General features: G+C 58.2%; 20 protein-coding genes. 11 read left to right on the forward strand and 9 right to left on the reverse strand.

Annotated features, from left to right (window positions below; all coding sequences use genetic code 11):
• Positions 1-368 precede the first annotated feature (368 nt).
• Entirely contained in the window at positions 369-1,796 is a 1,428-nt protein-coding gene (gene arcD, locus ACZRMH_RS20525) for an arginine-ornithine antiporter (RefSeq protein WP_464015007.1), read from the forward strand.
• 127 nt (positions 1,797-1,923) lie between these two features.
• Here the strand turns inward: arcD and ACZRMH_RS20530 are convergent, their stop codons facing one another.
• The 7 genes from ACZRMH_RS20530 to gap all read right to left on the reverse strand — a co-directional run bounded on the left by ACZRMH_RS20530 (position 1,924) and on the right by gap (position 9,090).
• Positions 1,924-2,343: a YbaN family protein gene (locus ACZRMH_RS20530; RefSeq protein ID WP_464015052.1), complete on the reverse strand. Its 420-nt coding sequence runs from the start codon at positions 2,341-2,343 to the stop codon at positions 1,924-1,926.
• Positions 2,344-2,400: 57 nt separating this feature from the next.
• Positions 2,401-3,009, reverse strand: a complete 609-nt coding sequence (locus ACZRMH_RS20535; protein ID WP_464015008.1) for a biliverdin-producing heme oxygenase — start codon at positions 3,007-3,009, stop codon at positions 2,401-2,403.
• Between the two features lie 111 nt (positions 3,010-3,120).
• Positions 3,121-5,718 carry a TonB-dependent receptor gene (locus tag ACZRMH_RS20540; protein ID WP_464015009.1) on the reverse strand — a complete coding sequence of 866 codons (2,598 nt, stop codon included), beginning with the start codon at positions 5,716-5,718 and terminating at the stop codon, positions 3,121-3,123.
• A 266-nt stretch (positions 5,719-5,984) separates the two neighbouring features.
• Positions 5,985-6,890 carry a FecR family protein gene (locus tag ACZRMH_RS20545; RefSeq protein WP_464015053.1) on the reverse strand — a complete coding sequence of 302 codons (906 nt, stop codon included), beginning with the start codon at positions 6,888-6,890 and terminating at the stop codon, positions 5,985-5,987.
• 99 nt (positions 6,891-6,989) lie between these two features.
• Positions 6,990-7,508 (reverse strand): RNA polymerase sigma factor, encoded by a 519-nt coding sequence (locus tag ACZRMH_RS20550; protein ID WP_464015010.1) that lies wholly within the window; start codon positions 7,506-7,508, stop codon positions 6,990-6,992.
• Between the two features lie 111 nt (positions 7,509-7,619).
• Positions 7,620-8,084, reverse strand: coding sequence for a methylglyoxal synthase (locus ACZRMH_RS20555; RefSeq protein ID WP_464015011.1), 465 nt, complete (start codon positions 8,082-8,084; stop codon positions 7,620-7,622).
• A gap of 4 nt (positions 8,085-8,088) precedes the next feature.
• A complete protein-coding gene (gap, locus tag ACZRMH_RS20560) occupies positions 8,089-9,090 on the reverse strand; it encodes a type I glyceraldehyde-3-phosphate dehydrogenase (RefSeq protein ID WP_464015012.1) in 1,002 nt (333 codons plus the stop codon).
• A gap of 209 nt (positions 9,091-9,299) precedes the next feature.
• Between gap and edd the strand changes: the two genes are divergently transcribed.
• The 4 genes from edd to ACZRMH_RS20580 all read left to right on the forward strand — a co-directional run bounded on the left by edd (position 9,300) and on the right by ACZRMH_RS20580 (position 14,583).
• Positions 9,300-11,126, forward strand: a complete 1,827-nt coding sequence (gene edd, locus ACZRMH_RS20565) for a phosphogluconate dehydratase (RefSeq protein WP_464015013.1) — start codon at positions 9,300-9,302, stop codon at positions 11,124-11,126.
• Entirely contained in the window at positions 11,123-12,079 is a 957-nt protein-coding gene (locus ACZRMH_RS20570) for a glucokinase (RefSeq protein ID WP_464015014.1), read from the forward strand. The genes edd and ACZRMH_RS20570 overlap by 4 nt, the downstream gene beginning before the upstream one ends.
• Before the next feature lie 322 nt (positions 12,080-12,401).
• A complete protein-coding gene (locus tag ACZRMH_RS20575; protein ID WP_464015015.1) occupies positions 12,402-13,133 on the forward strand; it encodes a response regulator in 732 nt (243 codons plus the stop codon).
• Positions 13,123-14,583, forward strand: coding sequence for an ATP-binding protein (locus ACZRMH_RS20580; RefSeq protein WP_464015016.1), 1,461 nt, complete (start codon positions 13,123-13,125; stop codon positions 14,581-14,583). Before ACZRMH_RS20575 ends, ACZRMH_RS20580 begins: the two co-directional genes overlap by 11 nt.
• Here ACZRMH_RS20580 and ACZRMH_RS20585 read toward each other — a convergent pair.
• Positions 14,516-15,199 (reverse strand): AP2 domain-containing protein, encoded by a 684-nt coding sequence (locus ACZRMH_RS20585; protein WP_464015017.1) that lies wholly within the window; start codon positions 15,197-15,199, stop codon positions 14,516-14,518. The genes ACZRMH_RS20580 and ACZRMH_RS20585 overlap by 68 nt on opposite strands.
• Positions 15,200-15,551: 352 nt before the next feature.
• Between ACZRMH_RS20585 and ACZRMH_RS20590 the strand changes: the two genes are divergently transcribed.
• The 6 genes from ACZRMH_RS20590 to ACZRMH_RS20615 all read left to right on the forward strand — a co-directional run bounded on the left by ACZRMH_RS20590 (position 15,552) and on the right by ACZRMH_RS20615 (position 22,228).
• Positions 15,552-16,841, forward strand: coding sequence for an ABC transporter substrate-binding protein (locus tag ACZRMH_RS20590; protein ID WP_464015018.1), 1,290 nt, complete (start codon positions 15,552-15,554; stop codon positions 16,839-16,841).
• Between the two features lie 103 nt (positions 16,842-16,944).
• Complete coding sequence (locus tag ACZRMH_RS20595) at positions 16,945-17,856, forward strand: carbohydrate ABC transporter permease (protein WP_464015019.1); 912 nt, start codon at positions 16,945-16,947, stop codon at positions 17,854-17,856.
• The gene (locus ACZRMH_RS20600; protein ID WP_464015020.1) at positions 17,846-18,682 is read left to right on the forward strand and encodes a carbohydrate ABC transporter permease; all 837 of its coding nucleotides are present in this window, start codon (positions 17,846-17,848) and stop codon (positions 18,680-18,682) included. Before ACZRMH_RS20595 ends, ACZRMH_RS20600 begins: the two co-directional genes overlap by 11 nt.
• 3 nt (positions 18,683-18,685) lie before the next feature.
• On the forward strand, positions 18,686-19,846 hold the full coding sequence (locus ACZRMH_RS20605; RefSeq protein ID WP_464015021.1) for an ABC transporter ATP-binding protein: 1,161 nt from the start codon (positions 18,686-18,688) through the stop codon (positions 19,844-19,846).
• 83 nt (positions 19,847-19,929) lie between these two features.
• Positions 19,930-21,267, forward strand: a complete 1,338-nt coding sequence (locus ACZRMH_RS20610; protein WP_464015022.1) for a carbohydrate porin — start codon at positions 19,930-19,932, stop codon at positions 21,265-21,267.
• Between the two features lie 97 nt (positions 21,268-21,364).
• Positions 21,365-22,228, forward strand: coding sequence for a D-hexose-6-phosphate mutarotase (locus ACZRMH_RS20615; RefSeq protein WP_464015023.1), 864 nt, complete (start codon positions 21,365-21,367; stop codon positions 22,226-22,228).
• Between the two features lie 20 nt (positions 22,229-22,248).
• Here the strand turns inward: ACZRMH_RS20615 and ACZRMH_RS20620 are convergent, their stop codons facing one another.
• Positions 22,249-22,494 carry a hypothetical protein gene (locus tag ACZRMH_RS20620; RefSeq protein WP_464015024.1) on the reverse strand — a complete coding sequence of 82 codons (246 nt, stop codon included), beginning with the start codon at positions 22,492-22,494 and terminating at the stop codon, positions 22,249-22,251.
• Between the last annotated feature and the right edge of the window lie 234 nt (positions 22,495-22,728).

Raw genomic sequence — 22,728 nt, forward strand, 5'->3', positions numbered from 1 at the left:
GAAGTCATGGGAGAGGTGATGCAGGAAGCCTTGGCTATGCGGCATGATGCTCCGGCTTCAATTCAATAACCGTGTTGCACTCAGCTCCTGCAACCGCCCGTTTGTTAACCACGGTGTCGTGGGGATTGAAGCTAGATGGTATTCGCAGATATGCAAATTTCATTTTCATGTTTCATGAACCTGTCGATGAAATTAAACAGTCATCTATATATGAGCGGTTTTTTAGGTTTCAATAGATAAGATGGTTATCAGCAACGCCGGGCTTATTGCGCGGCCTTATTAAACGTTCAATGAGTTGATATATTTAGTCAGGAAACGTCTGTAGCCTGATAATCATGGGTTTTAAACCGACAACAGCAGAGGTGGCGATGTCGCAACAGACGCAGAAGCTCCGGCTAAACGCCCTGATCGCATTGGTGGTCGGTTCAATGATTGGCGGCGGAATTTTTTCGCTGCCACAAAATATTGCCGAGCGTGCCGCAGGCGGTGCCGTGTTGATCGGTTGGGCGATCACGGCGGTGGGAATGCTGGCACTGGCTTTTGTGTTCCAGACCCTGGCCAATCGCAAGCCGGAACTCGACTCGGGGGTGTATGCCTACGCCAAGGCCGGGTTTGGCGATTACATGGGCTTCTCGTCTGCCTGGGGCTACTGGATCAGTGCCTGGATGGGCAACGTCGGCTACTTTGTGTTGCTGTTCAGCACCCTGGGCTATTTTTTTCCGGTGTTTGGCCAGGGCAATACGCCGATTGCCATCGGTTGCGCGTCACTGCTGCTGTGGGGCGTGCATTTTCTGGTGTTGCGCGGGATCAAGGAGGCGGCGTTTATCAACCAGCTGACCACCGTGGCCAAGATCGTGCCTATCGTGATGTTTATCGTGCTGGCTGGCGTGGCGTTCAAGGCCGATATTTTTACCCGGGATTTTTGGGGCGCCGAGACTCCGAGCCTGGGCAGCGTGATGGACCAGGTGCGCAATATGATGCTGGTCACGGTGTTTGTGTTTATCGGCATTGAAGGCGCCAGTGTGTACTCGGGGCGTGCCGAAAAGCGCTCGGATGTGGGCAAGGCCACGGTGATCGGATTTCTCGGGGTGCTGGCACTGCTGGTGATGGTCAACGTGCTGTCACTGGGGATCATGACCCAGCCTGAACTGGCCAAGCTGCAAAACCCGTCGATGGCCGGTGTGCTTGAGCATGTGGTGGGGGAGTGGGGCGCGATTTTGATCAGTATTGGCCTGGCGATTTCATTGCTGGGTGCACTGTTGTCGTGGGCGTTGCTGTGCGCCGAGATCCTGTATGCCACGGCCCGGGACAAGACCATGCCGGCGTTCCTGAAAAAGGAAAACGTCAACCATGTACCGGTCAATGCCCTGTGGCTGACCAATTCGATGATCCAGATTTTTCTGCTGATCACTCTGGTATCGGCGGGTACTTACACCAGTCTGATCTACCTTGCATCGTCGATGATCCTGGTGCCTTACCTGTGGTCGGCAGCTTATGCGGTGCTGCTGTGTGTCAGAGGGGAGACTTACGAGCGGGCAAGCCGTCGGCGGATCAAGGATCTGCTGGTGGGGGCAATCGCGCTGATTTATGCGATGTGGCTGCTGTATGCGGCGGGCCCCAAGTACTTGTTGTTGTCGGCATTGCTGTATGCCCCGGGGGTTATCTTTTTTGCCAAGGCCAAGCGTGAACAGCATGAGCCGCTGTTCAAGACATGGGAGAAGGTGATTTTCGGCGCTGTGGTGGTGACGGCGCTGGGAGCGGCTTATGCGCTTTATAGCGGCTTGATAACCTTGTAACCCGGTGGTGATCAAAACCTGTGGGAGCGGGCTTGCTCGCGATGCAGGCGCCTCGGTGGTACAGCCATATTGCGTTGATGCCATCGCGAGCAAGCCCGCTCCCACAGGGGCAGGGGCAGCTTGTGTATCAGTCGCTTTGCACAGGGGGGACGGCCAGAGGCAAGCGCTCAGGCCGTGTCCAGATCCACAGGTTGCCCAGGCTCATGCCGGCAATCGCCAGGAACACAGGCCAGCCATGATCAAGCACATAGAGCATCAGGCCCGCGCACAGCAGCATGCTGACGGTGGCGCTGATCTTGGCTTTGCGCTGGATGATTTTGCCGTTGCGCCAGTTGCTCAGGATCGGGCCGAACAAGCGGTGATTTTCCAGCCAGGCACTCAGGCGCGGCGAGCTTTTGGTCGCAGCCCAGGCAGCGAGCAAAATAAATTCAGTGGTCGGCAGGCCGGGAATCACAATCGCGATCAGGCCAATGCCCAGGCTCACATAGGCCAGCAAACCGAACAGGATACGGGCGATTTTCGACGAAGATCGGGTTTGGCAGGTCATAAGCTCGGGACGCATAAAAGGACACCCGGTCAGCAAGCGCTGACCGGGCCTGCCAGCTTAAGCCAGTTCTGGCTGAGCAGCGTAGGCGTGCTCCAGTAATACGGTGAAACGCTCAAAGGCCGCTACTGCACCTTTGTCTAGATCAGCTTCTTCTTCAGCGCTCAGTTCCAGACCGTCGAGGGTCTTGATAAAGCTTTTCCAGCCTTCGGCACGGCCACCGGCAGGCTCGCCCAGGTGGCGGGCGCCGAAGGTGTCGCTCAGGCCCAGGCCCACGGCACGCTTGATCAGGAACGCAGCGCCCAGCTTGGAGCCTTCGGAAACGAAGATCCAGCCCAGTGCTTCTGCCTTGCTTGGCGAGTTGACCGCACCGGCAACCGGAGCAGGTACTTCGGTGTTGAGGTCAGCCAGATCGGCCTTGGCTTGCTCGGCGCGGCAGCGCTCTGGCAGGTCGGGCACGATCTCTTTCAGGGCCGGGTCGGTGTACAGCGCCTTGAGTTCCGACTGGAACAGATACTGGGCCACAACAAAGCGGGCGAAATTGGCTACTTCTTCAAACGGCTTATGCGCCTTGACCAGTGCGTCGAGCTTTTGATGCGGCTCGTTGGTGATCTGGTTCAGACGTTGTGAACGCAAGGCAGGACGTGCTGCGGATTCAGGAGCGGTCATGAAAATATCCTTGAGAATGAGATGCGCTTTGTAACTAGACGATCAAGAAGACGCATCACAGTAAAAATTCCTCACTGCGCAGAGCAAAAGCCTGCGCGGTGAGGTGCGCGTTTAGATATCCCAGACCAGATTGATCGCGAAGTTACGGCCCGGAGCCGTCAGACGCTCCATATTGGCGGGGTTGAGCACACCGGCTTCACCCACGCTGTCGTAGCCACGCACGTCATCCCAGTTCCAGTATTTCTTGTCGGTCAGGTTGTACAGGCCGGCGTTGACGGTGACGTCCTTGGTGACCTTGTAGAAACCGGTCAGGTCGAGCACGCCATAACCCGGCGACTTGAATTGCTTGCTGGTGCCATCGGGCGAGAAGAAGCTGGTGTCATCCACCTGATCCTTGCGCTTGACCAGTGTCCAGCTCACCAGGCCCCCGTAGTTCTGCTGCTCGTAGCCCAGGCCCATCACGGCGGTCAGCGGGTTGACGCTGTTGATCGGCTGGCCAGTATCGTCGTTGCGACCGTGGGCATAAGCCACCGAACCACGGGTGTAGAGGCCCTGGGGAGCGCCGAAGGCGTCCAGATTCAGGCGACCTTTGACTTCAGCGCCCTTGATGGTGGCGTGCTTGATGTTGTTGGCCTGGAACTTGAGGTCGTCATAGCCAGGGGTGATGGCGTCTTCGTTGATAAAATCGCGGTACTTGTTATAGAACACGGCGACGTCAAAAGTGCCGGCGTCAAAGTTGCCGCGCAAGCCAGTCTCGTAGCTTTTGCTCTTTTCCGGTTCCAGGTCCGGGTTTGGCTCCACCGAGTAGCCTGCCTGAAGGTTGTCAAAGCGGCCATACAGCGCTTTGGCAGTCGGGGTGCGGAAACCTTCGGCGTACTGGCCGTACCAGGTGTAGTGGTCGTTGAACGCGTAGGTGACGCCCAGTTTTGGCGACAGGCGGTGCCAGACTTTGTCTTTGTCGCTGACCGTGTCCAGGTTGTCAGGGTTAACGGTGTTGAGGAATTCCTGGGTGATATGCGGCGTCAGCTTGGTGTAGTCGTAACGCAGGCCCGGCATAAAGGTCCAGTCGTTCCAACTGATCTGATCCTGGGCGAACAGGCTGTAGGTATTGATGGTTGGGTCCGGGAAGTCGCTGGACTTGACCAGATAGTCTTTCGGACTGTTGGCGCCAACCGCGGTGCAACCCGAGCCGATGGCCAGGCAAGTGCCCGAGCCGCTGCGCGAGCCGGTGACTTTCTGATGCTTGACGGTAGCGCCGTAGGTCAGCAAGTGATCGGTGTCTGCAATATGGAAGGCCTTGTCCGCCTGGGCATCCAGGACCCACGACTTTTCTTCGTAGGTGGTGTTACGCGAGCGCATCACATGACGGCTGAAAGGGAAGTAGTCTTCCAGGGTGTCCTGGTCGGTCTTGGCGATTTGATAGTTCAGGCTCCACTTGAAGTGGTCGGCCAGCAGGGTGTCGAGCACCATGCTGTTTTCCAGGCCGAAACGCTCGCGGCTGATGGTGTCCTTGCCGTTGCGCGAAAGGTACATGCCCAGCGGCTGGCCCGCGTTGTAGGGGCCGCCGACGGCACTTTTTTCATTGACGCTGACGCGATCCTTGAACTTTTCGTAGGTGAAACCAAGACGATCATCATCGTTGTAGTTCCAGCCTGCCTTGGCCAGTACGTTGGTGGTTTTCACGTCTTCAGGGTTGGCCGCAGTGCGGGACAGGCCGGTGCCACCGTGATCGCCGTAGGATTCGGTTTCGTGACCGTCTCGCTGGCTCAGGTGCAGCAAACCGTCGAACTCGCCGGAGCGTCCGGCCACGGTGGCGGATTTCAGCCAGCTGCGATCGGCCGAGCTGTAGCCCGTTTTCAGACGGGCACCGACATCCTGGCCTGGCTTGATAATGTCATCCGGGTCCAGGGTGAAGTAGCTGACGGCGCCGCCAATAGCGTTGCTGCCGTACAGCACCGACGCCGGGCCACGCAGGATTTCGACGCGCTTGATCACTTCCGGATCGACATAGTTGCGCTGGGTCTTGGCGTAAGGGCCGTTGAAGAACGAGTTGGGGATTTCTACGCCATCGACCTGGGTCAGAATCCGGTCGCCATCGATGCCGCGAATGTTGTAGTTGCTGATCCCGCCGCGCTGGCCGGCGCCGCCTACCGAGACCCCCGGCTCATAACGCACCAGGTCTTTGATGGTATTGACGTTATCGCGGTCCATATCCTGGCGATCATGGACGGTGATGGTGCTGGGCACCGAGTTCACGTCCTGCTCCTGACGGGTGGCGCTGATGGTCACTTGTTGCAGGGCCAGGGTGCCGGTGGAGCTGCTGCGCTTTTCCAGCACGATATTGTTGTTGCTCAGTTTGCGATAGCCCAGGTTGGTGCCGATCAGCAGGCGCTCCAGGGCTTTTTCCGGGGACAGCGAGCCACGCACGCCCGGCGATGAAATATTCTGCGCCAGCTCGGCCGGCAAGCCGACCTGCCAGCCGGTGACGCTGCTGAAGTCGTTGAGTGCAGAGGCCAGTGGCTGTTGCGAGATTGCAAACTTGTAATTGCCCACGGAGCGCGTAGCCGGCTGCTCATCGGTTGCCGCCAGGGCTGGAGCCGCCTGTACGCCGGCCAGAATCATGGCAGCGGTCAACAACGACAACGTGCACTGCTGCAAACCGCCCTTGCGGGGGTTGGATGAGGACCGGCTGTTGAAACGAGTGGGCATTGATAGCGCTCCGTGGTGAACGAATCTTATAGTTGCGAAGCTGACTCAAAATGCGAATCAGTTGCATTGACTACAACGAGACGAATGACCTTAGGCTATCGAGTAAAAAAATTTACATTTAATTGCAATTTCTTCGACATGAACTCAACAGAGAGACACTCTGTGGGGCGGCGGGCTTGCTCGCGATGGCGTGACTGCGGTGTGCCTGACGAAGCTGCGTCGATTCGATCGCAGGCAAGCCAGCTCCCACAAAAGCACTGCACTTATCAGTTGAGGATTACCAGCGCCGGGAATTCCGAGATGCTGCTGGAGGTGATATGGGCCAGTGAACGGACGATGTCCAAAGGCTGATCGAGGCGGTAGTTGCCGGTCACGGCCACGCTGGCCAGTTTTTCGTTGTTGTTGACGATCCAGCCGGGGTAATAGCGGCGCACTTCATCCAGCACCTTGCCCATCGGACAGTTTTCAAACACCAGGCGCCCCTGCACCCAGGCCAGGTCGGTCTGGGGGTTGAGCCGGGCAGTCTTGCTGAAACCGTTGGGGCCGATGCGCACGGAATTACCGGCAGACAGGCGCATTTGCGCGCCGGCACTGTTTACCCGTAAATCCACATCACCCCGCTGCACCCGCACCTGGGCCTCGCCATTGAGGTAGCTCACGGCAAAGGCGGTATCGCGCACGCTGACGCGCACCGGGCCAGCATCCAGCACCAGCGGGAACTCCAGATCGGCCGGGACTTCGAAATAGGCTTCGCCCTGATACAGGCGCGCGCTGCTCTGGGCATTGACCACTTTGCTGGAAAACGCTGAGTTGGTATTGAGCAGCACTTTGGAGCCGTCTTCAAGCTCAAGGCGCTGGCGCTCGCCGACCACGGTCAGGTGATCAGCCTGCAGGCGTAGCGGCACATTGCTGTAGCTGCCGACGCTGATAATCACCACCGCTGCAGTTGCCAGGTGCTTCCAGTGCCGCCCTATGCGTCGCAACAGGCTCGGCGTGCGGCGGGCTTGCAGGTTTTGCGCAGCCGCCAGCAGCGGCTCGCCGTTCCAGATCGCATTGGCCTTGGCAAAAGCCTGGGCATGGGCGGGGTTGGCATTGAGCCAGGTTTCAAAGTCGGCTTTTTGTTCGTCGCTCGCACACTCAAGGGTAATCAGCCAGTCCAGTGCCTGATCCATGGCGCTGTCTTGCAGCACGTCTTGCGCAGAGTTGTGAGTGTCCGGCACGGGTGTTCCTTGGCAGTCTCAGGGCGGTTTTGCAGGCGTCGACGGGTAAGGTTAAGGGCGATTGAGCCTGTCGGCTACCCCGATGCAGATTGCCATGATCAATTTGAGCTCCTTTTGAACCGTGCTCAGGGACACGTCAAGATCTTCGGCAATCTCTTGATAACTGCAGCCGTGCAGGCGGCTAAGGATGAAAATTCGTTGTTGGCGGGCGCTTAACTGGCTCAGGCTCACACTCAATCGCTCCAGTAATTGCGCGGCTTGATGGGCTTCTTCCGGGGTGCTGAGGGTGGAGGCGACGCCCTCGATGACTTCCAGCGGCACATCTTCAATCACGGTGCGTGACTGGATGCGCCGGGCACGCAGATGGTCGAGCGCCAGGTTGCGGGCGGTCTGAAAAACAAAAGGTTCGAGGTGATCGACGGTACGCTCGTTCAGGGCCCGGGTTACGCGCAAATAGGTTTCCTGCAGCAGGTCCTCGGCGGTGCTGTGGTTGTTGACCATGCGCTCCAGCGTACGCAGCAGGGTTACCCGTTGGGTAAGGAAGACTTGATTGAAGTGGGACTGACTCACAGCGCTACCCGACCGATTCTGAGCGAATGATAATGCTTATCATCTATGCTATTGGTCAAGTGATGTTTTCAAATCAGGCAATTCCCCCCTTTGTGGGAGGTGTTTGCCGGTTCAGGTACGGCCTTTCAGGTACGCACTGTAATCCGGGATGCGGTGTTCATGGGGCTGGCTCATCAGCGGGCTGCTGAGCAGGTAATCGGCGCTGCATTCATTGCACGCCACCGGAATGTTCCATACCGCCGCTACCCGCAGCAGGGCCTTGATGTCCGGGTCGTGGGGCTGTGGCTCGAACGGGTCCCAGAAGAACACCAGCATGTCGACCCGCTGTTCGGCGATCCGTGCACCGAGTTGCTGGTCACCACCCAATGGGCCGCTGATCATGCTTTCGATCGGCAGCCCCAGGCGTTGGTTCAGCATCAGGCCAGTGGTGCCGGTGGCGCACAGATCATGCTGGCTGAGGGCAGCCTTGTGCCGCTCGGCCCAGTCCAGCAAGAAGCCCTTGCAATGATCGTGGGCCACCAGGGCGATACGCTTGCGCGCCGCCAGGGTGGCCGTGGTGAAGCTGATACCGATCATCGCGTTACTCCGCGTTGCACAGCGCCAGGCAGTTATCGAGCATACGGTTGGAGAAACCCCACTCGTTGTCGTACCAGGCCAGCACTTTCAGCAGTTTGCCGCTGACCTTGGTGTGATTGGCGTCGAAGATCGATGAAAGCGGGTTGTGGTTGAAATCGCTCGATACCAGCGGCAGGGTGTTGTAACCCAGGACCCTGGAGTGCTGGCTGGCTTCCTTGAACAGTGCATTGACTTCAGCCGCGGTGGTTTCGCGCTGGAGTTCGATGGTCAGGTCAACCAGCGACACGTTGATCACCGGTACCCGCACGGCCATGCCGGTCAGCTTGCCAGCCAGCTCTGGCAATACCAGGCCTACGGCTTCGGCGGCGCCGGTTTTGCTCGGGATCATGTTCTGGGTGGCCGAGCGCGCACGGTACGGGTCCGAGTGATAAACGTCGGTCAGGTTCTGGTCATTGGTGTAGGCGTGGATGGTGGTCATCAGGCCGTTTGCAATGCCGAACTCGCGGTGCAGGATCTGCGCCACTGGTGCCAGGCAGTTGGTGGTGCAGGAAGCGTTGGAAATAATCTGGTGCGATTGACGCAGAATGTCGTGGTTAACACCGTAGACCACAGTCGCATCGGCATTTTTGCCTGGTGCAGAGATAATCACCTTACGGGCGCCAGCGATAATATGCGCTTCTGCTTTGCTGCGTTCTGTGAACAAACCTGTGCATTCAAACACCACATCGACTTTCAGTGCTGCCCACGGCAGTTCCGCCGGGTTGCGAATGGCCGTTACGCTGATACGGTCGCCATTGACGGTCAGGCTTTCCTGGTCGTGCTCGACGTTGGCGTCGAATGTGCCGTGAACCGTGTCGTACTTGAGCAGATGAGCATTGATCGAACTGTCACCCAGATCGTTGATGGCGACGATCTGCAGATCCTGACGGTAGCCTTGGGTATACAGTGCGCGCAGGACGTTACGGCCGATACGGCCAAAACCATTGATTGCGATTCGTAGAGTCATGGAAAGCGCCTGTCATCGATTTGTTGTTGGAATTACAAGATTATTCGCATAAAAATAGAAAACAAGCCATTTAAGTGGCAATATTTTGTTTTATCTACAACGAGTGACCTGAATCAACGGGTCCGAATGATTGAAGTCGTGCGTCTGCACCCTTCGATCAGCATAGGACACGCACAGGTCGCCACATCCGTTAGCCTGGAGTTCAACACATGCATCCCCGCGTTCTTGAAGTCACCGAGCGTCTTATTGCCCGCAGTCGTGCAACCCGCGAGGCGTATCTGACGCTTATTCGTGGCGCTGCCGGTGACGGGCCGCAACGCGGCAAGCTGCAATGTGCCAACTTCGCCCACGGCGTGGCCGGGTGTGGTACTGAAGATAAAAACAGCCTGCGGATGATGAACGCGGCCAACGTGGCAATTGTTTCGTCATATAACGACATGCTCTCGGCACATCAGCCGTACGAACACTTCCCTGAGCAAATCAAAAAAGCGTTGCGCGAAATCGGCTCGGTAGGCCAGTTCGCCGGTGGCACCCCGGCCATGTGCGATGGCGTGACCCAGGGCGAGCCGGGCATGGAACTCAGCCTGCTGAGCCGTGAGGTTATTGCCCTGTCGACGGCCGTGGCGCTTTCGCACAACATGTTCGATGCAGCGCTGATGCTGGGCATTTGCGACAAGATCGTGCCGGGCCTGTTGATGGGCGCACTGCGCTTCGGTCACTTGCCGACCATCTTTGTGCCGGGCGGGCCGATGCCTTCGGGAATTTCCAACAAGGAAAAAGCCGATGTGCGTCAGCGTTACGCTGAAGGCAAGGCAAGCCGCGAAGAGCTGCTGGAGTCGGAGATGAAGTCCTACCACAGTCCGGGCACCTGCACCTTCTACGGCACCGCCAACACCAACCAGTTGTTGATGGAAGTCATGGGTCTGCACTTGCCGGGTGCCTCGTTCGTCAATCCCTACACGCCATTGCGTGATGCGCTGACTCGCGAAGCCGCACATCAGGTCACCCGTCTGACCAAGCAAAATGGCGACTTCGTGCCATTGGGCGAGATCGTTGACGAGCGCTCGCTGGTCAACTCCATTGTTGCCCTGCACGCAACCGGCGGCTCGACCAACCACACCTTGCATATGCCGGCGATTGCCATGGCGGCGGGTATTCAGCTGACCTGGCAAGACATGGCCGACCTGTCCGAGGTGGTGCCGACCCTGTCCCATGTGTATCCAAACGGTAAAGCCGATATCAACCACTTCCAGGCTGCGGGCGGCATGGCGTTCCTGATTCGCGAACTGCTGGAAGCCGGGTTGCTCCACGAAAACGTCAATACCGTGGCCGGTTATGGCCTGAGCCGCTACACCCGTGAGCCGTTCCTGGTGGATGGCGAACTGGTCTGGCGTGAAGGCCCGATCGAAAGCCTCGACGAGTCGATCCTGCGTCCGGTTGCCCGGGCATTTTCTGCCGAGGGCGGCTTGCGGGTAATGGAAGGCAACCTGGGGCGCGGCGTGATGAAGGTTTCGGCGGTAGCGCCTGAGCATCAGATTGTCGAAGCTCCGGCGCGGGTGTTCCAGGATCAGCAGCAATTGGCCGATGCATTCAAGGCCGGTGAGCTGGAGCACGATTTTGTTGCGGTGATGCGCTTCCAGGGCCCGCGTTCCAACGGTATGCCCGAGCTGCACAAGATGACGCCGTTTCTCGGTGTATTGCAGGACCGCGGCTTCAAGGTGGCGCTGATTACTGACGGGCGCATGTCTGGCGCGTCGGGCAAGATCCCGGCGGCGATCCATGTCAGCCCTGAGGCATCGATTGGCGGTGCGCTGGCACGGGTACAGGACGGTGACATGATTCGCGTCGACGGCGTAAAAGGTACGTTGCAACTGCTGGTGGATGAGGCAGAATTTGCCGCACGCACCCCGGCCATCGGCACACTGGATAATGCCGTCGGTACCGGGCGTGAGTTGTTTGCGTTTATGCGTCAGGCCTTCAGTTCGGCCGAGCAGGGCGCGAGTACCTTTACCTCGTCTCTGGAAAGTCTGAAATGAAGCTCGCTCTGGTCGGTGACATTGGCGGTACTAACGCACGCTTTGCCTTGTGGGAAAACGACCAGCTGCGGTCGGTCCAGGTGCTGGCCACGGCGGACTTCACCTGCCCTGAAGATGCCATCAAGCTGTACCTGGACTCACTGAATCTGGCGTTGGGCGCTGTAGGCTCGGTGTGCCTGTCAGTGGCCGGGCCGGTCAGTGGCGATGAATTCCGCTTTACCAACAACCACTGGCGCCTGAGCCGCTCGGGCTTCTGCCGCACGCTGCAAGTCGACAACCTGCTGCTGATCAATGATTTCAGTGCGATGGCCCTGGGCATGACTCGCCTGGAGCCGGACGATGTGCGCCAAGTGTGTCCCGGTATTGCCGACTCTACCCGTCCGGCAGTAGTGATCGGCCCTGGCACCGGGTTGGGCGTGGGCACCTTGCTCAACCTGGGCGAGGCGCAGTGGATGGCGTTGCCGGGGGAGGGCGGTCACGTTGACCTGCCCATGAGCAACCCGCGGGAAGTGCAGTTGTGGCAGCACATCTACAACGAAATCGGCCATGTGAGTGCGGAAAGTATTTTGAGCGGTAGCGGACTGCCGCGTGTCTATCGGGCGATCTGTGCGGTGGATGGCCATACGCCGGTGCTGGATAGCGACCGTGCCATCACGGCCGCCGCCCTCGCCGGTGATCCGGTTGCACTTCAGGTTCTGGAGCATTTCAGTTGCTGGTTGGGACGTGTAGCGGGTAACAATGTGCTGACTATCGGCGGGCGTGGCGGGGTGTATATCGTCGGTGGCGTGATACCGCGCTTTGCCGATATCTTCCTGGCCAGCGGCTTTGCCCGCAGCTTCGCCGACAAGGGCTGCATGAGTGATTACCTCAAGGGTATCCCGGTGTGGCTGGTGACGGCGCCGTATCCAGGCTTGATCGGTGCGGGGGTGGCGTTGCAGCAGGCGTTTGGCTAAAAAGTCATCCCCCGCTGCCACAATGATTCCTGCAGAGCTCGAATTTTGATAGCAGCGCAAACCCTGTGGGAGCAGGCTTGCCTGCGATGCAGGCGCTGCGGTCTGTCAGGCGAACCGCAGTGATGCCATCGCGAGCAGGCTCGCTCCCACATAATGGTCCCTGCAAACAGCAGATTTTGTGTACAGCATAAAACCTGTGGGAGCAGGCTTGCCTGCGATGGCATCACCGCTGTTTGCCTGACAGATCGCATCGACTGCATCGCGAGCAAGCCCGCTCCCACAGGGCTTTGTTCGCCGCATAAAAACAACAAGGAACACCACAGTGAGTACACCCGGCAAATCCATCTTGCTGGTCGATGATGACCAGGAAATTCGCGAACTGCTTGATCTCTATCTCACCCGCGCCGGTTTTCAGGTGCGTACCGTGGGCGATGGTGCGGGTTTTCGTGAGGCCTTGGATGCAGCTGCGAGCGATCTGCTGATCCTTGATGTCATGTTGCCCGACGAAGATGGCTTCAGCCTCTGCCGCTGGGTGCGCCAGCATCCGCGCTTTGCGCAGATTCCGATCATCATGCTGACTGCCAGCTCTGACGAAGCCGATCGTATCATCGGTCTTGAACTGGGTGCCGACGATTACTTGGGCAAGCCCTTCAGCCCGCGTGAATTGCTGGCCCGGATCAAGGCGCTGTTGCGCAGGGTGCAATTTGCCAATACCGGCTCGGGCAACGAAGTTCTGGCTTTTGAGGATTGGCGGCTCAACACCGTTACCCATCGGCTGTTTCATACCGATGGTGAAGAGGTGATCCTCTCGGGTGCGGATTTTGCCTTGCTCAAACTGTTTCTCGATCACCCACAACAGATTCTCGACCGGGACACCATCGGCAATGCGACCCGTGGCCGCGACCTGATGCCCCTGGACCGTATTGTCGACATGGCGGTCAGTCGCTTGCGCCAACGTCTGCGCGATACCGACAAGCCGCCCCGGCTGATCCGCACCATCCGCGGCAGTGGTTATCAACTGGCGGCTCAGGTCTTGTCCGCCAATGAGCTTTAACTTCCTGCGCAAATGGCATATGCCCCGCTCACTGCTGGGGCGCATGTTGTTGCTCACCTTGCTGGCCATTTTGCTGGCACAAACATTATCGAGCGCCATCTGGCTCTCGCAGTTGCGCACCACGCAACTCGAAGGGCTGGTCAACAGTGCGCGCAGCATGGCGCACTCGATGAACGCCACGGTGACCTATCTGCGCTCCTTGCCGCTGGCCTATCGCCCGCTGGTGCTGGATCAATTGCGCAGCATGGGAGGTACGCGTTTTGTCGTCAGTCTCAATGACAAGCCGCTGGATATGCAGGTGCTGCCGATAACCCAGCGCAAACAGGCGGTGCTGGACGCGGTGGATCAGGTGTTGCGCGAGGCCGTGGGGCCCAATGTCGATATGTCGGTGAAATTTGTCAGCCCGCAGGACCTGCGGATTTTCAATGCCGGTTTGAAGCTCGATGAGCTGCCGCGTTCCTGGGCGCACTTTGCCTTGACGCTGGAGCCGGTCAATCCGCCGGTGCTGGTGACGCAAATTCAGATGGTGCCGGGGGAGTGGCTGTATATCGCCTCCTTGCTGCCCCAACCCTATACCAGCCTTGAAGAAGAAGGGCTGCCCGCACTGCAGGTGTGGTTTATCGTGCTCAGCAGTGTCTTTTTGTTGCTGTTTATCGGCTTGCTGGTGCACTGGCAAAGTCGCCCGCTCAAGCGTCTGGCCCGCGCAGCCCGCGATATGTCGCTGGGCGAGGATGAGGTCAAGCCGGTCGAGATTGGTGGCGGCAGCGAAGTGGTTGAGGTGGGGCGTGCGCTTAACACCATGCGTGCCCGTATCAGCCGTTACCTGACTGAGCGCAGCCAGTTGTTCAGTGCCATCTCCCATGACCTGCGCACGCCCATCACCCGCCTGCGCCTGCGCGTCGAGCTGCTGGAAGACGAGCAACTGCAACACAAGTTCGGGCGTGATCTGGATGAGCTGGAAATGCTGGTCAAAGGCGCGCTGCAATGCGTGAAAGACACCGATATTCACGAAAATATCGAGCCCGTGGACCTCAATCATCTGCTCGATTGTTTGATCGAGCCTTATTTGCTGCCCCAGGGTAATGGTCGTGTGACGTTACAGGGGCGGGCCTTGCGTCCTTACCCCGGCAAGCCACTGGCCCTGCGTCGCTGCATGGGTAACTTGATCGATAACGCACTCAAGTACGGAAAAAACGCCCACTTGCGCATCGATGATAATGAGCAGGCCTTTGTCCTCACCGTTGACGATGAGGGGCCGGGAGTGCCCGAGCAACGTCTGGAGCAAGTGTTTGAACCGCACTTTCGCCTCGCCGGGCAACAACAGGGGTACGGGCTGGGGTTGGGGATTGCCCGCAGCATCGCCCATAGCCACGGCGGTGAAGTCAGTTTGCAAAACCTGCGCGTCGGCGGGCTGCGGGTGACTTTGCACTTGCCGCGAAATGGCGACTGATCGACAGGCTCGCCTGCTCGGCACTGATGGGTAGCAAGGGCTCCAGATTGGTAGACGGTGCTTTTTTAATCACCACGTCAGGTATTCGCGGGCTGTTCATCGCAGCATTGATACGATTTTCGCGCACGCGCCTGCTGGTTTGGCTGAAGTGTTGCTGCAGCTTTTCCATGGCCACGTCATAGGGCTCGTTGCACAGCGTCAATTGCCGCTCACGCTCTTGCAGTGCCAACGCTTTGGCTTGTTCATCACCATAACGATCAACCCGAAAACTCTTGCTCAAGTTGTAGCCATGAATACGGGTGGTCGCACGCCAGTAATCAATATGGTTGGACTGCACCCGGTAGACCCCCGGGTGGCCGCTGGTGTTGTGGGGCATCAGGCGTTGGCGGTTTTCGTAGGTGAAGGCCTGGGGCATTTTCAGCACCAGTTGGTTACGCATTTTTTCGGCTGCATCCAGGGCTTGGGCTTCACCCCCATACTCGGCGAAGTCGAACAGGTGGATATGCACTTTTCCTGAGCGCTGAATGTCCAGCTTCCAGGCATAGGGGCTACCGTCGTGATTTTTTAGCAGGCAAATAAAGCAGTGGTTCTGGGGCGTAGCCTGATGTTTTGGCATGAGTCTTATCTCCTGATGGGGACCTGCATCCGTTCTTGAATTGTGGCGACCTGTTGCAGACTCGCTGAAGTTTTTTACAGGTTCAACGTGGGAAAACGACTTCGGGATCCGTCCTACAAGTAACGCGGAAAATGCCTTGCCCGGTTGTAGGCGCAGCTTTAGGGTTTACAAGAATGCAGATCTGCAGGCAGTTGAAACATCTTCAGAACCCAATACTGCTTTCGCTCTTGATGTCACCAGGTTGTGACATTTGCGCGTCTCTTCGTTACGCGCGATCAGACAGTGATGGATACACTCACTAGCAGCGCAAGCAGAAGACTTGCACAGCTATAACAACAAGAAAGGTCACGACATGAATTCATTCAATCGCCTCGCCGTTGTCATTTCGCTTGCCACGCTATTTCCCCTGGGTGCTTATGCTGCCGCCCCTGCCGATTCCAAAGGCACGGTTGAAGTGGTGCATTGGTGGACTTCCGGTGGTGAAGCCAAAGCGGTTGATGTGCTGAAAAAGCTGATCGAAAAAGACGGTTACACCTGGCAGGACAGCGCTGTAGCAGGCGGTGGCGGTGCAGCGGCCATGACCGTACTGAAAACCCGTGCCGTCTCCGGCAACCCGCCATCAGCGGCACAAATCAAGGGCCCGGACTTGCAAGAGTGGGGCGCCCTTGGTCTGTTGACCAACCTCGACGAGGTGTCCAAGGCCAATAACTGGGACACCCTGCTGTCCAAGACCGTATCCGATACCATGAAGTACGACGGCCATTACGTGGCGGTACCGGTGAATATCCACCGGGTGAACTGGTTGTGGATCAACCCGGCAGTGTTCAAAAAAGCCGGTATCGACAAAGCCCCCACCACCCTTGATGAGCTGTTTGCGGCGGGCGACAAGCTCAAGGCCGCAGGCTTTATCCCCCTGGCCCACGGTGGTCAGCCATGGCAGGACAGCACTGTTTTTGAAGATATTGTGCTGAGCGTCATGGGCCCTGAAGGCTATAAGAAAGCCTTCGTCGAGCTGGATGAAAAAACCCTCACTGGCCCGCAGATGGCCGAAGTCTTCACCAAACTGAAAAAACTCCAGGGCTACATGGACCCGGATGGCACCGGCCAGGACTGGAACCTGGAAGCGGCCAAAGTGATCAACGGCAAGGCCGGCATGCAGATCATGGGTGACTGGGCGAAAAGCGAGTGGGCTGCTGCCGGTAAAAAGGCTGGTACTGATTTCGAGTGCGTACCTTTCCCGGGCACCCAAGGCAGCTTTACCTACAACATCGACTCGTTGGCGATGTTCAAACTGTCTGCGAAAAACAACACGCCGGGCAATATCGCTGCGCAAAACGATGTGGCCAAAGTCGCGCTTGAGCCTGAATTCCAGTACGTGTTCAACCAGAACAAAGGTTCGATCCCGGTCCGCAGCGATCTGGACATGAGCAAGTTCGACAGCTGTGCCCAGGCCTCGGCCAAAGACTTTGCTGAAGCGGGCAAGACTCACAGCCAGTTGCCGAGCATGGCGCACAACATGGCCACTTCGCTGGCGGTGCAAGGTGCGATCTTCGACACGGTCAGCAACTTTATGAGCGACAAGAATGCCGATCCTGCCAGCGCCGGGAAAAAGCTCTACTCGGCGATCAAGTCCGCCCAGTAACTCGTTGCTCTGACCTGCCACGCTCAGGCGTGGCGCCCCCTAATCCCAGGCTGTGCGGCATCTGCGTTGGCGGATGCCGGCGTACCCTCTCGGGAGTATTTCGATGAGTTCCGTGGCTGTGTTCAGCAAGGCCTCGCCCTTTGATGCGCTGCAACGCTGGTTGCCCAAGCTGGTTTTGGCGCCGAGCATGCTGATCGTATTGGTTGGCTTTTATGGCTACATTTTTTGGACGTTCCTGCTCTCGTTCACCAATTCCAGCTTTATGCCCAGCTACAAGTGGGTAGGCCTGCAGCAGTACGCACGCTTGATGGACAACGACCGCTGGTGGGTCGCGAGCAAGAACCTGGCGGTGTTTGGCGGCATGTTTATCGCCATCAGCCTGGTGATCGGGGTGTTCCTGGCCATCCTGCTCGACCAGCGGATCCGCAAGGAAGGCTTTATCCGCACGATTTATCTGTACCCGATGGCGCTGTCGATGATCGTCACCGGTACGGCCTGGAAATGGCTGCTCAACCCGGGCCTGGGCCTGGACAAAATGCTCCGTGACTGGGGCTGGGAAGGCTTTCGCTTTGACTGGCTGCTGGATCAGGACCGGGTGGTGTACTGCCTGGTGATCGCCGCGGTATGGCAGGCATCGGGTTTTGTCATGGCGATGTTTCTGGCCGGTTTGCGCGGGGTCGACCAGTCGATCATTCGTGCAGCCCAGGTGGACGGGGCGAGCTTGCCGAGCATCTACCTGCGCATCGTATTGCCGAGCCTGCGCCCAGTGTTTTTCAGTGCCTTCATGATCCTCGCGCATATTGCGATCAAGAGTTTCGACCTGGTGTCGGCGATGACCGCTGGCGGCCCGGGTTACTCCTCGGACTTGCCGGCCATGTTTATGTACTCCTTCACCTTCAGCCGTGGGCAAATGGGCATAGGTTCAGCCAGTGCCATCATGATGTTGGGCGCGATTCTGGCGATCCTCGTGCCGTATCTGTATTCCGAGCTGAGGAACAAACGCCATGATCACTAATCAGCGCTTTACCTTCAGTCGGCTGGCGATTTACGCCACCCTGATTTTCGCCGCAGCGGTGTATCTGATCCCGCTGGTGGTGATGCTGCTCACCAGCTTCAAAACCCCGGAAGACATCCGCACCGGCAACCTGCTGAGCTGGCCGCAAGTGATCGACGGCATTGGCTGGATCAAGGCCTGGGATACGGTGGGCGGGTACTTCTGGAACTCGGTGAAAATCACCGTGCCTGCAGTGCTGATCTCCACCTTTATCGGCGCAATGAACGGTTACGTACTGTCGATGTGGCGCTTTCGTGGTTCGCAGCTGTTCTTCGGCCTGTTGCTGTTTGGCTGCTTCCTGCCGTTTCAAACCGTGCTGCTGCCAGCCTCGTTCACCATCGGCAAGCTGGGCCTGGCCAATACCACCACCGGCCTGGTGCTGGTGCATGTGGTGTATGGGCTGGCCTTTACCACGCTGTTTTTCCGCAACTACTACGTGAGTATTCCGGATGCGCTGGTCAAGGCTGCGCGACTGGATGGCGCAGGTTTTTTCACCATCTTCGGGCGGATTCTGCTGCCGATGTCGGTGCCGATCGTGATGGTCTGCCTGATCTGGCAATTCACTCAAATCTGGAACGACTTTCTGTTTGGTGTGGTGTTTGCCAGTGGCGATGCGCAGCCGATTACGGTGGCGCTCAACAATCTGGTCAATACCAGCACCGGTGCCAAGGAATACAACGTGGATATGGCTGCGGCCATGATCGCGGGGCTGCCGACGCTGCTGGTCTACATCTTTGCGGGCAAGTATTTTCTGCGCGGGCTGACGTCCGGCGCGGTCAAGGGGTAAGGCATGGCGACTCTCGAATTACGCAACGTAAATAAAACCTACGGCAAGGGCTTGCCCGATACGCTGAAAAACATCGAATTGAAAATCGATGATGGCGAGTTCCTGATTCTGGTGGGGCCTTCGGGCTGCGGTAAATCGACCCTGATGAACTGCATTGCCGGGCTTGAGAACATCAGCGGCGGGGCGATTCTGGTGGACGATGCCGATATCAGCGGCATGAGCCCCAAGGACCGTGATATCGCCATGGTGTTTCAGTCCTATGCGCTGTACCCGACCATGAACGTGCGCGACAACATCGCCTTCGGCCTCAAGATCCGCAAGATGAGCGCAGCAGCCATTGATGAAGAAGTGGCGCGGGTGTCCAAGCTGCTGCAAATCGAGCACCTGCTGACCCGCAAGCCCGGCCAGTTATCCGGTGGCCAGCAACAGCGCGTGGCCATGGGCCGGGCGCTGGCGCGGCGGCCGAAGATTTATCTGTTCGACGAGCCGTTGTCCAACCTCGACGCCAAGCTGCGGGTCGAGATGCGCACTGAAATGAAGCTGATGCACCAGCGCCTGAAAACCACCACCGTCTACGTGACCCATGACCAGATCGAGGCCATGACCCTGGGTGACAAAGTGGCAGTGATGAAGGACGGCATCATCCAGCAGTTCGGTACGCCCAAACAGATCTACAACGACCCGGCCAATCTGTTTGTGGCCAGCTTTATTGGCTCGCCACCGATGAACTTTATCCCCCTGCGTTTGCAGCGCCGCGATGGCCGCTTGCTGGCTGTGCTCGACAGCGGTCAGGCACGCTGCGAGCTGCCCCTGGGCATGCAGGATGCGGGGCTTGAGGACCGTGACGTAATTGTCGGTATTCGCGCCGAGCAAATCGTGCTGGCCCCGGCCGAGCCCAACGGCTTGCCAATGATTCGCGCCGAAGTGCAAGTCGTCGAGCCGACCGGTCCGGACACCCTGGTGTTTGTCAGCCTTAACAGTATCAAGGTGTGTTGCCGCCTGGCCCCTGATGATGCGCCAGCGGTCGGCCAGAGCCTCAACTTGCAGTTCGATCCAGCCAAAGTGCTACTGTTTGATGCGAATACGGGTGAGCGCCTGGGAGCGATGAGTTCGCCCCAGGCTCAAGGCCGGGCTGATAACGTGGCGCAATTCAAGGGTCGTTAAGTCAACAGGGAGCCTGTTATCGGGCCTCCTTGAGTGGTGCCGCGTTAAACAAAGCCAATAAGAAGACAACGAGGATTAAAGGGATGACTAACAGAATGACCCGCACCCGTCTGGCCTGCCAGCTATCGGCTATTATCGCGCTGAGCCTGGGGGCAAGCAGTGTCTACGCGGACGAAGCGTTCAGTGCCGATTCGAAATGGATGACCGGCGACTGGGGCGGCGAGCGGACCAAATTGATCGAGCAGGGCATCGACATCAAGGCCGATTACGTCGGTGAAGTCGGCGCCAACCTGCATGGCGGTTACAACCATGACAAGACCGCGCGCTACAGCGACCAGTTCGGCTTGGGCGTGGCCTTGGACCTGCAAAAGCTGTGGGGTTGGGATAACACCCAGGCCAAGATCCAGCTGACCAACCGTAATGGCCAGAACATCTCCAATGATCGCGTCGGCGACCCGCGTGCCGGCACCCTCAGCTCCTCCCAGGAAGTCTATGGCCGTGGCCATATGGTGCGTCTGACCCAATTGTGGATCCAGCACCAGTTCCTCGACGGCAAGCTGGACGTCAAGGCCGGTTACTTCGGCGAAGGCGAAGACTTCAACACCTTCCCGTGCGAATTCCAGAACCTGGCGTTCTGCGGCTCGCAGGTGGGCAACTGGGCCACCAACGTCTGGTACAACTGGCCGGTCAGCCAGGCGGCGCTGCGGGTGAAGTACAACATCACCCCCGAGTTCTATGCGCAGATCGGCGCCTATAACCAGAACCCGTCGCAACTGGAGCACGGCAACGGCTTCAAGCTCAGCGGCAGCGGCACCAAGGGTACCGTGCTGCCGGTCGAGCTGGTCTGGTCGCCGAAGGTTAACAACCTGCCGGGCGAATACCGTGTCGGTTACTACAAGAGCACCGCGCCTGCCGATGATGTGAAGGTCAATATCACCAATGACGGCCAGGATTATCGCGTACGTGACAGCAAGCACGGTTACTGGTTCGTCGTGCAACAGCAACTGACCAGCCACAACGGTGATGCATCGCGCGGCCTGCATATCGCGGCCAACGCCACATTCCACGACAAGGCCACTAATATCGTCGACAACTACCAGTCGCTGATGTTTGTGTACAAAGGTCCGTTCGATGCCCGTCCCAAGGATGATATCGGCATCGGTGCCGCCCGTATCCATGTCAACGATGACGTGAAGAAAAGCGCCGAACAGATCAACGCCGCCATTGGTGCCACCGACTACAGCGATCCGCTGTACTCGCCACTGCGCTCCACTGAGTACAACTACGAACTCAACTACGGCATCCACGTGACCAACTGGCTTACCGTGCGTCCAAACCTGCAGTACATCACTCACCCGGGTGGTGTGGACAAGGTCGACAACGCATTGGTAGCCGGACTGAAAATTCAGTCGACGTTCTAAATGCGCTAAGCTCCTTGCTTTTCCAGCGGATAGCCTTGGCTATCCGCTTTTTTTCGGGGCTGCACACCTCGGCGCATGATTTTCAGGACTGCGGCACATGCATGAGCATCCGCTTCACCGTTTTTTCAAATCCAGGCGCGAGCAGCCGGTCTTCCAGTGGGAGCGCTTTCAGCAGCGCGACGTGCTGGTGATTGACCATCCGCATTGCCAGGCGGTGTTCAGCCGCCAGGGCGCGCAGTTGCTGCATTTCAAACCGACCGGGCAAAAACCCTGGTTATGGTGCGCAGCCAAGTGGCCGCAGGTGGGTGCGATTCGCGGTGGGGTACCGATTTTCTGGCCCTGGTATGGCCGTCATCCCAGTGAAAACGCATGGCCATCCCATGGCTGGGCGCGGTTGATCGACTGGAAACTACTCGACAGCAAAAGCGACGAAGAGGGCGTGACCCTGCATTGGCGCTTGCAGCTGTGCGATTGGCAGGTGGATTTGCATGCACGATTGGGTGAAGAAATGGAGCTGCGCCTGAGCACCGAGCATCAGGACGATGAGCCCTGCCAACTGAGCCAGGCGTTGCGCGCTTACTGGCGTATTGGTGATGTTGCAGAGGTAGCGCTGTCCGGTCTGGACGGTGTCCACGGCTATGACCAGTTGAACCGTGAGGTTTGCCAGCAGAAGGGCGAATTGCGCGTGGCGGGCGGATGCCAGCGGGTGTTCCAGCATGATGGTGAAATGAAACTTAATGATCACGCCTGGCAAAGGGCGCTGAACATCGACACGGGCGATCATGCCAATACGGTGGTCTGGCATCCGGGCAAACGGCCATTGCTGGGCGTGAGCTGGAATGAGGTGATGGGCTTTGTGTGCGTGGAGTCCACCAGCGGCGGCACGCATAACCAGGCCCTGGCCCCGGGCGAGCAAGCGCATTTGAGCTTGCAGGCGCGGGCGGGGTTGGTAGCGGGTTGAGGCTCACTGTCGCAGTGTGCTCAAACGTAATAATGGGTCACCACGGAGGCTGAGCTTGTGCCTGCTGCATTTTTGCCCGGACCTTTGTAAGACAGATTCGCTTTTGAAATGGTCATGCTGTGAGGGACGAGTAACTGTGGTCTAAACAAGCTGTTCATGACCACGTCCGATTGCCCGGAGCGTTGCAGTTCATACACCGATTCTTTTGTATCGCTGCTGAACGGTTGCAATTCGTTGACGATACTCAAGGCGAGTCCTTCGATCATGTCTATGCCCATAAAGAGGGAAGGCAGAATCGTGTTCGACTCTGCAGACCTGAAAAACAGGGTGCAGGTCTTGCAGGTTGTGTGCCGGCGCCGTCATCGTTGCGAATCAGTCGAGCATACTGGTTGTGAGCCGCCGCCTGGGCAGTGCCATATTCAAGGCGTGTGACCACTTGTTCAGGCTGTCCCGCACCCTGTTCATAACGGGTCATCGGTCGTGCCAGATCATTGAAATCG

The organism is Pseudomonas sp. B414 (assembly GCF_055408445.1).